We start from the raw sequence: 12,382 nt of genomic DNA, 5'->3' as shown, positions 1-12,382 counted from the left end.
CTCAGAATGCTTCCGGATAGCCTGCTGATCTATATCGTTCTCGCGCCCGGCGTCGCCGCGCTGACGGGCCTGTTCCACAAGTGGATCGGCGACCGTGTCGTGATGACCGTCACCACCGGCGTCGTGCTGTCGTGCGGCGCTCTCTCGATTTACCAGCTGATCGCCTACGCCGCAGGTATCGGCGGCGCGGCCGAGGCCGTGCACCATGCCTCGGGCTATGACGCCTACCTCACGGCGGGCGTCGAGGCGGCGCATGTCGAGCTGCGCCAGCACATCATCACGCTGATGCCTTGGATCCATGTGGGCGACTTCCAGGCTAACTGGGCGATCCGGGTCGATACGCTCTCCATCGTGATGATGGCGGTGATCACCGGCGTGTCCGGCCTCGTGCACCTCTATTCCTGGGGCTATATGAGCGAGGACCCTCACAAGTCGCGCTTCTTCGCCTATCTCTCGCTGTTCACCTTCATGATGCTCATGCTCGTGGTGGCGGACAACTTCATCCAGCTGTTCTTCGGCTGGGAAGGCGTGGGCCTCGCGTCCTACCTGTTGATCGGTTTCTGGTATACGAAGAAGGCGCCGAATGACGCCTCCATTAAAGCGTTTGTGACGAACCGCGTGGGCGACTTCGGCCTGGCGCTGGGCATCATGGCCGTGTTCTTCGTGTTCAAGTCGGTCGAGTTCGGGCCAGTGCTGGAAGCGATCCGCACCAACGCCGTTGTGACGCCGATGTTTGCCGAGGCCGCGCCGGCACGTGAAGCGGTGATGGTGTTCTTCGGCGAGCGCGTCTACGCGCTGGAGCTGATCGGCATTCTCCTGTTCATCGGCGCCATGGGCAAATCGGCGCAGTTCTTCCTGCACGTATGGCTGCCGGATGCGATGGAAGGTCCAACGCCGGTGTCTGCGCTGATCCACGCCGCGACAATGGTGACTGCGGGCGTCTATCTCGTGTGCTTGCTGTCACCGATCTACGAGTACACCTTCTACGCTTCAGGCATGGTCGCGCTCGTCGGCGCGGTAACGGCGCTCTATGCCGCCACGGTTGGCATGGCGCAGAACGACATCAAGCGCGTGATTGCCTATTCGACCTGTTCACAGCTTGGCTACATGTTCTTTGCCGCCGGCGTCGGCGCCTATGAGGCGGCGATGTTCCACCTGTTCACGCACGCCTTCTTCAAGGCGCTGCTGTTCCTTGGCGCAGGCTCGGTTATCCACGGCATGCACCATGAACAGGACATGCGCCGCATGGGTGGTCTCGCGAAATTCATGCCGCTGACCTATGCGGCGATGATGATCGGCACCATCGCCATTATCGGCCTCGGCCTGCCGCACACTAAGTTGGGCTTCTCGGGCTTTTTCTCGAAGGACGCGATCCTGGAGAGCGCATTTGCAGGCGCAACCGCAGGTGTGTCGTTTGCCGAAGTGGCGTTCTGGTTCGGCCTGCTCGCGGCCTTCCTGACGAGCTTCTATTCCTGGCGCCTGATTTACATGACCTTCCACGGGCCTGCGCCGCACGAAGCGCACGCCCATGACGCGCACGCCCATGACGCGCACGCCCATGATGCTCACGGGCAGGACGCGCACGCGCACGACGACCATGCTCGTGATGATCATGGCCATGGCCACGATCACAAACCGCATGAGAGCCCGCTGGTCATGCTGATCCCGCTGGCGCTGCTCAGTATCGGCGCCGTGTTCGCTGGCTTCTACTTCTACGATGCGTTCGTAGACGCCAACAATGAAGCCTTCTGGGCAGGCGCGATCTACCGCGCCGAGACCAACCATGTGCTGCACGACCGGCACAATGTTCCGGAATGGGTGCTGTGGGCGCCGCTGGTGGTCACCGTGGGCGGCTTCCTCATTGCGACGTTCACCTACTTCTTCAACCGCGGCGTCGGTGCGCGTGTTGCGGCGAGCGGCGGTCCGCTGCACGCCCTGTTCTCGAACAAGTGGTACTTCGATGAGATCTACCAGGCGACGCTGGTGCGTGGTTCGGCCTTCCTCGGCAACCTCTTCTGGAAAGCGGACAAGAAGGTCATTGACGGCATCGGACCGGATGGTCTCGCGAAACTGGCAGGCATGAGTTCGCGCCGTCTGTCGCTGATGCATTCGGGTTACCTGTACCACTATGCCTTCGTAATCATCGGGGCGGCGATCATCTTCGGCGCTGTTCTCTGGCTCAGATCGGGTGGAGTAAACTGATGGGCGGTTTCCCGATCCTCTCTGTAATGACGTTTCTGCCGCTGGCGGGTGCGCTGCTCGTGATGCTTGTGCGGGCGGCAACCGCCGGCAGCAGCAAAGGCGAATCCAGTTCGCAGTCCCGCAAGGCCGTGCTGCTGGCGGCCTTCATCATCTCAGCGGCTACCTTTGTGGCATCGGTCGCGGCCTTCTTCGCGTTCGACCCCTCGGTCGACGGTTACCAGCTTGTGGAGCAGTATGCCTGGTATGGGCCAATCAGCTACAAGCTCGGCATCGACGGCCTGTCGCTGTCGCTCGTGCTTCTGACGACATTCCTGACGCCGATCTGCCTGCTCGCCAGCTGGAACTCGATCGAGAAGCGCGTGACCGAATACGTGATCGCGTTTCTCGTGCTCGAGACCTTCATGATTGGCGTCTTCGTGTCGCTCGACCTCGTGCTGTTCTATATCTTCTTCGAGGCCGGCCTGATCCCGATGTTCCTGATTGTTGGCATCTGGGGCGGCAAGGACCGCGTCTATGCCGCGTTCAAGTTTTTCCTCTACACGCTGATCGGCTCGCTGCTGATGCTGATCGCAATGGTCTACATGATCCTGGCGGCAGGCTCGGCAGACTTTGAGGTGCTCGAAAAATTCGCCTTCGCACCAGGAATCCAGACCTGGCTCTGGCTGGCGTTCATGGCGTCGTTTGCGGTGAAGCTACCCATGTGGCCGGTGCACACCTGGTTGCCCGATGCGCACGTGCAGGCGCCGACAGCTGGTTCGGTCATCCTCGCCGGCGTGCTTCTGAAGATGGGCGGCTACGGCATGCTTCGCTTCTCGCTGCCGATGTTCCCGGATGCGAGCGCATTGTTTCAGCCGGCCATGTTTGCGCTGGCCGTGATCGCCATCGTCTACACTTCGCTCGTCGCCTGGCGTCAGACTGACATGAAGAAGCTGATCGCCTATTCGTCGGTCGCGCACATGGGCTTCGTCACGCTCGGCATCTTTGCCTTCAACGAGACGGGCGTACAGGGCGCGATCTTCCAGATGCTCAGCCACGGCCTGATCTCGGGCGCGCTGTTCCTCATCGTCGGGGTGGTCTACGACCGGATGCACACCCGCGAGATCGCTGCCTATGGCGGCCTCGTGAACCGGATGCCGATCTACGCCTCGTTCTTCATGCTGTTCACGATGGCCAACGTCGGCCTACCCGGCACCAGCGGGTTTGTCGGTGAGATCCTCACCATGGTCGGCGGCTTCCAGGCAGCGACCTGGGCAGCGGCAGGCGCCGCGCTCGGTGTAATCTTCTCGGCGGTCTACATGCTGACGCTCTACCGCCGCACGGTGTTTGGGGAGATCACCAATCCGCATCTAAACGACATCAAGGACATGAACATTGTCGAGTGGATCTGCATCGCGCCGCTGGCCGCGCTGACGATCCTCTTCGGGGTCGCGCCAAACCTGATCTTCAATCTTACAGACAGTTCGACCGCACGGGTCCTGTCGCTTATGGCCGGAGGCCAGTAACATGCTGGATGTCACCTCCATCCTGATGACGGTCGCGCCAGAACTCTGGCTGGCGCTTACGGGCCTGGTTGGCGTGCTGCTGGGCGCGATCTTCGGCGACCGGTTCAACTCGTTCTCGTTCAAGTTCGGCGCGCTGGCTTTGTTCGGCGCCGCGGCGCTGGCAGTCCTGCATTTCGGCGGCGGCGAAGCGTTCGGCGGTCTCGTCCGGACCAACACATTCGTGAACTTCGCGAAGGTTATCACATTCGTGCTGGCCGGTATCTCGCTGGTGATCGCCGAGGGCTTTCTAAAGCGCCACGAGACGACCCGCTACGAGTATGCTCTGCTCATCATCTTCGCCAGCCTGGGCATGGGCGTGATCCTGTCGGCCGCCGACCTGATGACGCTCTACATGGGCATCGAGACGCTGAGCCTCTCGTCCTACGTACTGGCAGCCTTCCACCGCGACTCGGCGCGGTCCTCGGAAGCTGGTCTTAAGTATTTCGTGCTCGGCGCGCTGGCATCGGGCATGCTGCTCTACGGCGCCTCGCTGGTGTACGGCTTTACGGGCACGACTTCCTTCGCTGGCATTGCCGAAGCAGGCGTAACAACCGGCGCGCTGTTCGGGATGGTGCTGATGATCGTCGGCCTTGCGTTCAAGATCTCGGCGGCGCCGATGCACGTCTGGACGCCCGACGTTTATGAAGGCGCTCCGACGCCAGTGGTCGCGTTCTTCGCCTCTGCGCCGAAGATGGCCTCTACGGTGGTCTTTGCGAACATCCTGTTCACGGTGTTCGGTTCGGCCATGGACCAGTGGCAGATCATCATCTCGATCATCGCCGGCCTGTCGATGATGATCGGCTCGCTCGGCGCGCTGCTTCAGACGAACATCAAGCGCCTGCTCGGCTACTCGTCGATTGCCAATGTGGGGTACGCACTGGTCGCGGTGGCAGCAGGGCAGGAGTTCGGCGCGGCCGCTTTGCTGACCTTCACGACCATTTACGCGGTCACCTCCCTCGGCATGTTCGCCGCGGTGCTCTCCATGCGCCGCCGCGGCGGCATGGTCGAAGGTATTGGCGAACTTGGCGGCCTTGCGCGCACCAAGCCGGTGCTGGCGATTGCCCTCTCGGTGCTGATCTTCTCGGTCGCAGGCCTACCGCCTTTCGGCGGCTTCTTCGGCAAGTTCGAAGTGCTGCGCGCTGGCCTTCAGGCGGAGCTCATTCCGCTGGCCGTGCTTGTGGTCATTTCTTCGGTCATCTCCCTCGGTTACTACCTGAAGCTCATCAAGATCATGTGGTTCGATGAGCCGACCGAGAAGTTCGAGGCGGTGGATCTGTCGGTGATGGCGACCGTGGTGCTGACGGCCGTCGTGGCCGGCATCGTGTTCATGGTGTTTATCAGCGAACTTGGTACGGGCGGTTGGGCAACCTTTGCAGCTGCGGGGCTACCGCGTTGAGCGAGGCCTGGCCGGTCTACCGACTGGGAATCATCGACAGCACGAATACCGAGGCCAAGCGCCGGGTTGCGACCGGTTTCCACGATCAGTGGCTGGTGGCCGACCAGCAGACCGCCGGCCGGGGCCGGCAGGACCGCCAATGGATATCGCCCGCCGGGAACGTCTACACGACCACTCTGTTCCGGGAGCCGGGCGGCCTTCAGGTTGCGCTCCGCCTGCCGTTTGCGGCGGCGTTGGCGGTGTCTGACGTGGTGTTGGTCCACGCGCCGGGCACGGAGGTGCGCGTAAAGTGGCCGAATGATGTAAGGATCGACCGGCGGAAAGTGTCAGGCATCCTCGTCGAGACAGGCGGGGCAGGGGCGGATTTCTGGGTGGCAGCCGGGATGGGGATAAACCTGATGCCGCCTCCCGAGAATGTGACCCAGCCCGCCACCAGCCTGATCGAGCTCGGCATGCGCCCCGGAACGCCCGTGGACGCGGTGTTTTCAAGTCTTCGGGAGGCCTTCATGCGCCGGCTGAAGCAGGCGCGGGAAGGCTTTGCCGGCACGCGGGCAGATTGGCTGGCGCGCGCGGAGGCACTAGGTCAGCAAGTCCAGGTCCGGGCCGGGGAGTCCATGGCAGAGGGTATCTTCGAGGATCTCGAGGATGACGGCGCCCTTCTGCTCCGATTGCCCGACGGATCGCGCCGTACCATAAGGGCCGGCGAAATCGAGATACGCAGGAGCTGAGCGGCCATGTTGCTCGCCATCGACGTTGGGAACACGAACACGGTCTTTGCCCTGCATGACGGGCTGGACTGGGTGCACAGCTGGCGCAGCGCCACAGATTCCACAAAAACCGCCGATGACCATGCCTCCTGGCTCTGGCGGCTGGCGGACATGTCGGCGGTCGACCTCAGCCGGGTCGAAGGGTGCGTCATCTCCACCGTGGTGCCGCAGGCGCAGTTCAATTTCCGCACGCTCGCGCGTCGCTACCTGAACGTGGAGCCGATGTTCATCGGCGACCCGAACCTCAAGACCGGCGTGAAACTCCGCGTGCGCCATCCCGAGCAGGTGGGTGCGGACCGTATTGCTTCGGCGCTGGGCGCGCATGTGAGGTATCCCGGCCCCCTGATCGTGATCGACAGCGGCACGGCAACGACGCTGGACGTGGTGGCCGCCGACGGGGCCTTCGAGGGCGGGATCATCTCGCCCGGCATCTACCTGTCTATGCGCGCGCTGCACGAGGCGGCAGCCCAGTTGCCCCGGATCGCCATCCAGAAGCCGGCGCAGGTAATCGGAAAGGACACTGTTTCGGCCATGCAGTCCGGTGTTTTCCTTGGTTATATCGAACTGATTGACGGGCTCGTGCGGCGGGTCAAAGCCGAGTATGGTGAGCCGATGACCGTCGTCGCCACAGGGGGGGTAGCTTCCCTATTCGAAGGCGCGAGCGAAACCATAGACTACTACGACCAGGATGTTCTGATCCGCGGTTTGCTGGAAGTCTGGAAGCGGAACCGATAGGACCTGATGGCCGATAGTGCTGTAACGACAGACGAACTCGTATTCCTCCCGCTGGGCGGGTGCGGCGAGATCGGCATGAACCTCAATGCATACGGTTACGGCCCGCCCCATGCGCGGCGCTGGATCGTTGTGGACGTGGGCGTGACCTTCGGCGGGCCGGATACGCCCGGGATAGACCTGATCTGCGCGGACCCTGCCTACCTCGTCGGCGAGCATATTGATGCCGTGTTCCTGACCCACGCGCACGAAGACCATATCGGCGCCATCGGGCTGCTCTATCCGCTGCTGCGGACGAAAGCGCCTATTTACGCTACGCCGTTCACGGCGGAGCTTGTGCGAGGCAAGATGCAGGAGCGGGGTGTCGATACCAAGCGCCTCAAGACGATCTCGCTGGAGGCTTCGGTCACGGCTGGGCCGTTCACAGTGCGCTACATGACTCTCACACACTCGATACCGGAGCCGAACGCGCTGGCCATCGAGACGCCGGCCGGTATGATCCTGCACACAGGCGACTGGAAGATCGACCCCGAGCCGCTTATCGGTGCACGGACGGATATCGAAGGCCTGACGAAACTCGGCGACCAGGGCGTGCTGGCGATGGTTTGCGACTCGACCAATGTGTTCGAGAGCGGCGAGGCTGGATCGGAAGACACCGTCCGCAAGGGCCTGATCGAGCTGATCGCAAAACAGACCGGCGCCATAGCGGTGACGACTTTCGCCTCGAACGTCGCGCGCGTGAAGTCCATTATTGAGGCAGCCAACCTGGCCGGCCGCGACGTCTGCCTCGTCGGGCGCAGCATGCACAAGATCACCGGCGCGGCGAAAACCGTGGGCATCCTGCCGCCGAACCTTGAATTTGTGGATGAGTCCGAAGCGGGTTATCTTCCTCCGGAAAACATCCTCTATCTGTGTACCGGCAGCCAGGGCGAGGCGAATGCGGCCTTGTCGCGCATCGCCCGCGGCGATCACCGGCACGTCGCCTTACGCCCGGACGATACGGTGATCTTCTCGTCGCGCCTGATTCCGGGGAATGAAAGCTCCGTCTACGCCATGCAGAACATGCTGGCGGAGCAGGGTATCCGTATCATCACACCGCGCATGGTGTCCGAGCCAATCCACGTATCCGGCCATCCATGCCGGGATGAGCTGCGCCGGATGTATCAATGGGTGCGGCCGCGCGTGTCGATCCCCGTGCACGGCGAGCGCCGGCATATTGTTGAGCACGCCGCGTACGCTAAGTCCCTGCAGGTTCAATCGGCCCTGATGCCGCGCAATGGCAGCCTGATGCGCCTCGCGCCGGGCGAGCCCGTGATCATCGATGAAGTACCGGCAGGCCGGCTGATGCTGGACGGCTCGCGGCTGGTGCCCGAGGCAGCCGAGGGACTGATCGAGCGGCGCCGGTTGTCCGTGAGCGGAATGATCCTGGCCACCGTGTGCCTTGATGATTCCGGCGATGTGGTGGACGGACCGGTGATTGCGGTGAAGGGCCTGTCCGAAACGGATGGGCGGATTGCCGATGAAAGCCTGGAGCCCCTGGATATCGCGGCGGCGCGTGCGCTAGAAGGTATCAAGAAGCGCGACCGCCTGGATGACGAAGTCGTAGAGAAGGTGGTTGGCCGTGCGCTGCGCAAGGCCTGTGAAATTGAGTTCGGCGTTCGTCCGCTCATAGAAGTGATCGTATTGAGGAGCTGATACAGCATGAGTGAATTCAAGATTGGCCCGCTGAACCATGTGGGCGTTGCTGTTCCGAACATAGAGCAGGCCTGCGAAACATACCGTACGCTCTACGGCGCGACGGACATCACCACGCCGTTCGACATGCCGGAGCAAGGCGTGAAGGTATGCTTCGTGAACCTGCCGAACAGCCAGATCGAACTGATTGAGCCGCTGAACGAGGCCTCGCCGATTGCCAATTTCATCAAGAAGAACCCGGCTGGCGGCCAGCACCATGTCTGTTTCGAAGTGGTCGACATCAATCAGGCCGTCACCGAGATGGAGAAGCGTGGCGCGACCGTGCTGGGCAAGCCCCGCATCGGCGCGCATGGCACGTTGATCATCTTTGTGCATCCGAAGAATTCGAACGGCGTGCTAGTGGAACTCATGGAAACTCCAAAAGGCCACCACTGATGGGTATAGCGGGCGCCATAATTGTCTTCGTCATGGCCTGGTGGATCAGCTTCTTTGCGGTCCTGCCCATCGGGGTGAAGGGGCAGTGGGAGGACAACTCCACGGTGCCGGGCACCGAAGAGGCCGCGCCCAAGAATCCCATGCTTCTTAAGAAGGTGATCTGGGCCTCTGTGGCCGCTGCCGTTGTAACGGCCCTGGCTGCCCTGATCATCCCGCAGCTGCTTGCGCAATAGGCCCCTGACCGGCTAGGTGAGCCCGTTAAGGATAGCCCGAAAGAGACCTCCAGATGCGTCTGTCGAACTACTTTTTGCCCGTTTCGAAGGAAGCGCCGGCGGACGCCGCAATCGTCTCGCACCAACTGATGCTGCGGACAGGCATGATCCGCCAGAACGGTGCGGGTATCTATACCTGGCTGCCGCTGGGCCTGCGCGTCCTGAAGCGGATCGAGCAGATCGTGCGCGAGGAGATGGACCGTTCGGGCGCGGTGGAAATGCTGATGCCGACGCTGCAGCAGGCAGACCTCTGGCGCGAGTCCGGCCGGTATGAGGCCTATGGCGACGAGATGCTGCGCATCAAGGACCGACATGACCGGGAGATGCTCTACGGGCCGACAAACGAAGAGCTGATCACGGACGTCTTCCGGGCATACGTAAAGAGCTACAAGCAGCTGCCGCTGAATCTCTATCACCAGCAGTGGAAGTTCCGGGACGAGCGTCGTCCGCGGTTCGGCGTGATGCGGGGCCGCGAGTTCCTGATGAAGGACGCCTATTCCTTCGACCTGACGGAAGAGGATGCGCGCAAAGCCTATCGCAAGATGTTCTGCGCCTATCTGAACGCATTTGACCGGATGGGACTGACCGCCATTCCGATGCGCGCCGATACCGGCCCCATCGGGGGCGATCTCAGCCACGAATTCATCATCCTGGCCGATACCGGCGAGAGCGCCGTATTCTGCGACCGCGAATTGCTGGCGCTCGGCGCTCCAGGCCTCGATCTCGACTTCAATTCGGACCTTGTGCCCATCGTCGAGCAGCGCACGCGCTTTTATGCGGCGACAGAAGAAATGCACGATGCGGCGGCGTTCAATGCACTTCCAGAAGACCGGCGCGTGTCGGCTCGCGGCATCGAAGTGGGCCACATCTTCTATTTCGGCACCAAGTACTCTGAACCGATGAACGCCGTCGTTCAGGGGCCGGACGGTCAGATGGTGCCCGTGCAGATGGGCAGTTACGGGATCGGGGTTTCGCGTCTGGTCGGCGGCATTATTGAAGCGAGCCATGACGAGCACGGCATCGTATGGCCGGACGCCGTGGCGCCTTTCCCGGTCGGTATCATCAACATGCGCGCGGGCGAAGCAGGGTGTGACCAGGCGTGCGAGACGCTCTATGCCCAATTCAGGAAAGCCGGCATCGAGGCGCTTTACGACAACTCTGATGACCGTGCTGGCGCCAAGTTTGCCCGCATGGACCTGATCGGCCTGCCTTGGCAGATCGTCGTCGGCCCGAAGGGTCTCGAGAAGGGCGTGGTCGAACTGAAACGCCGCAAGACCGGTGAGAAGTTAGAACTGTCGCTCGAGGATGCGGTTCGGAGGGTGATGGCGTGAACAAAGGCGATACCAAGGCGGCCGTACCTTTCGGCCGGCTGGAACGGACCCTCGCCTGGCGCTACCTGATGGCGCGGCGTGAGCATGGCGGCGCGAGCCTCATCGCCATCATCTCGTTCGTCGGCATTTTCTTTGCCGTCGCTGCGCTGATCATCACCATGTCGATCATGAGCGGTTTTCGCGCGACGTTGCTCGACGCGTTGCTGGGCGGCGAACCGCATATCGCAGCGGCCGTCGATGGCATGCCGCAGGAAGAAGCCGCCGAGATCGCCAAAGTGATCGAGCAGACGCCGGACGTTTTGAGTGTGTCGCCCTATATTGAACAGTTCGTGCTTCTGTCGGCAAACGGCGTTCGAACGGGCGGTGTCGTGCGCGCGATTCCGCCGGCGGACCTGCCGACCATGCCGATCTTCAAAGACGGCGGTGCTGCGGCTATTGCCGGCGGGTTCGGCGAAGGCCGAAATGGCGGCAATGTTATCATGATCGGGCAATATCTGGCTGCCAATCTCGGGCTTGGAATTGGTGATCAGGTAGAGGTCGTGACCTCTCAGATGCGGTCTGGCCCCATCGGGCAGACGCCGATCAGCAAGTCCTACGTGGTGGGGGATATCTTCCGTACCGGGAGCGCCCAACTCGACAACGTCTATGTGTTCATGCCGATGGAGCAGGCGCAGATCCTGTTCCAGTCCAAGGGCCGGTTTCAGTACCTCGACATTCGCGTGAAGAACCCGGACGAGACGGAAGCAGCGATGCAGCAGATTTCGGACGCGACCGGCTACAGCCTCCTACTGCGCGACTGGCAGACAAAGAACCGCACCTATCTCGGCGCGCTGCGCACGGAGCGCGTCATGGTGCGGCTGCTGGTGACGATTATCATGATGATCGCGACGCTGAACATCATCGTCGGCGTCGTCATGTTGGTGAAGAACAAGACACGCGACATCGCCATCCTGCGCACCATCGGCCTCAGTCGGGCTGGGGTGTTGCGGGTGTTCCTTATGGTAGGCACAGCGCTCGGGTCTGCGGGCGCGATCCTCGGCATGATCGTTGGCATCCTGTTTATCCTGAATATCGGACCCATCGAGGCGCTGATCAACCTGGCCATCGATGGGGAAGTATTCCCTGCCGAGCAGTACGGTCTTGACCACCTGCCGGCGATACTGGACTGGAATGAAGTGTTCAGCACAGGCGCCTATGCACTGTTCATGTCGATGTTCGTGTCGATGATCCCTGCGATCTGGGCCTCGTCCCAGGATCCGGTGAAAGCGCTGAGGTTCGAATGACCACGCCCGTCCTCGAACTCAGAGCGATCGACCGCACCTACAAGACCAGCGCCGGTGACCTGCAAGTGCTGCGCGGCACGGACCTGCGGATTGCGCCGGGCGAGTTAGTCGGGCTTGTCGGCCCCTCCGGTTCGGGCAAGTCGACCTTGCTGCACACTGCCGGGCTGCTGGAGCAACCGGAAGCGGGCGACGTGCTGCTCGATGGTGCGGACTGCCTGAAGCTCAACGAGAATGGCCGGACGGCCATCCGCCGAAAGAAGATTGGTTTCGTCTACCAGTTTCACCACCTGCTGCCGGAGTTCAATGCGGTCGACAATGTCGCCATGCCGCTGATGATCGCCGGCCGGCCGAAGAAGGAAGCGCGCGCCAAAGCGTCGTCACTTCTGGAGGAGATGGGTCTCGCCGAGCGCCTGCACCACCAGCCGGCCCAGCTGTCTGGCGGCGAGCAGCAGCGCGTCGCGATTGCCCGGGCGCTGGCAAATGATCCGCGTCTTGTAATTGCCGACGAGCCAACCGGAAATCTTGATCCGGCAACGACGGAGCGGGTGTTTGTCACGCTGATCAAGATGGTGCGGGAAGAGGGCGCCGGTGTGCTGGTTGCAACCCACAATCTGGCGCTGACCCGGCATATGGACCGGGTGTTGACCCTGAAAGACGGCAAGCTGGTCGACTATACCGAGTAAGACCCTGTGGAAGAACGCCAAAGCCCATTGGCGTTATGGGCGATT

General features: G+C 62.0%; 11 protein-coding genes. All 11 read left to right on the top strand.

Features of this window, described 5'->3' with window-relative positions:
• Positions 1-6: 6 nt before the first annotated feature.
• From nuoL to Q0C17_RS15810, 11 genes are read left to right on the top strand one after another with little or no spacing between them, the layout of a single operon-like run.
• Positions 7-2,202 carry an NADH-quinone oxidoreductase subunit L gene (gene nuoL, locus Q0C17_RS15860; RefSeq protein ID WP_291208338.1) on the top strand — a complete coding sequence of 732 codons (2,196 nt, stop codon included), beginning with the start codon at positions 7-9 and terminating at the stop codon, positions 2,200-2,202.
• A complete protein-coding gene (locus Q0C17_RS15855; protein WP_291208335.1) occupies positions 2,202-3,704 on the top strand; it encodes an NADH-quinone oxidoreductase subunit M in 1,503 nt (500 codons plus the stop codon). Before nuoL ends, Q0C17_RS15855 begins: the two co-directional genes overlap by 1 nt.
• 1 nt (position 3,705) lies before the next feature.
• The gene (nuoN, locus tag Q0C17_RS15850) at positions 3,706-5,139 is read left to right on the top strand and encodes an NADH-quinone oxidoreductase subunit NuoN (RefSeq protein ID WP_291208333.1); all 1,434 of its coding nucleotides are present in this window, start codon (positions 3,706-3,708) and stop codon (positions 5,137-5,139) included.
• The gene (locus Q0C17_RS15845) at positions 5,136-5,867 is read left to right on the top strand and encodes a biotin--[acetyl-CoA-carboxylase] ligase (RefSeq protein ID WP_291208330.1); all 732 of its coding nucleotides are present in this window, start codon (positions 5,136-5,138) and stop codon (positions 5,865-5,867) included. Before nuoN ends, Q0C17_RS15845 begins: the two co-directional genes overlap by 4 nt.
• Before the next feature lie 6 nt (positions 5,868-5,873).
• Positions 5,874-6,641 (top strand): type III pantothenate kinase, encoded by a 768-nt coding sequence (locus tag Q0C17_RS15840; RefSeq protein ID WP_291208327.1) that lies wholly within the window; start codon positions 5,874-5,876, stop codon positions 6,639-6,641.
• Between the two features lie 6 nt (positions 6,642-6,647).
• On the top strand, positions 6,648-8,333 hold the full coding sequence (locus Q0C17_RS15835; protein ID WP_291208325.1) for a ribonuclease J: 1,686 nt from the start codon (positions 6,648-6,650) through the stop codon (positions 8,331-8,333).
• Between the two features lie 6 nt (positions 8,334-8,339).
• On the top strand, positions 8,340-8,768 hold the full coding sequence (mce, locus tag Q0C17_RS15830; protein ID WP_291208322.1) for a methylmalonyl-CoA epimerase: 429 nt from the start codon (positions 8,340-8,342) through the stop codon (positions 8,766-8,768).
• Positions 8,768-9,001 carry a DUF1467 family protein gene (locus tag Q0C17_RS15825; protein WP_291208318.1) on the top strand — a complete coding sequence of 78 codons (234 nt, stop codon included), beginning with the start codon at positions 8,768-8,770 and terminating at the stop codon, positions 8,999-9,001. Before mce ends, Q0C17_RS15825 begins: the two co-directional genes overlap by 1 nt.
• 53 nt (positions 9,002-9,054) lie before the next feature.
• The gene (proS, locus tag Q0C17_RS15820) at positions 9,055-10,371 is read left to right on the top strand and encodes a proline--tRNA ligase (RefSeq protein ID WP_291208315.1); all 1,317 of its coding nucleotides are present in this window, start codon (positions 9,055-9,057) and stop codon (positions 10,369-10,371) included.
• Complete coding sequence (locus Q0C17_RS15815) at positions 10,368-11,654, top strand: ABC transporter permease (protein ID WP_291208313.1); 1,287 nt, start codon at positions 10,368-10,370, stop codon at positions 11,652-11,654. The genes proS and Q0C17_RS15815 overlap by 4 nt, the downstream gene beginning before the upstream one ends.
• Entirely contained in the window at positions 11,651-12,337 is a 687-nt protein-coding gene (locus Q0C17_RS15810) for an ABC transporter ATP-binding protein (RefSeq protein ID WP_291208311.1), read from the top strand. Before Q0C17_RS15815 ends, Q0C17_RS15810 begins: the two co-directional genes overlap by 4 nt.
• Positions 12,338-12,382: the final 45 nt, after the last annotated feature.

The sequence above is a fragment of the Hyphomonas sp. genome (assembly GCF_022844445.1).
Classification (GTDB): Bacteria; Pseudomonadota; Alphaproteobacteria; order Caulobacterales; family Hyphomonadaceae; genus Hyphomonas.
The sequence above is the reverse complement of the archived record's forward strand: the minus strand, read 5'-3'. Positions and strand labels throughout refer to the sequence as shown.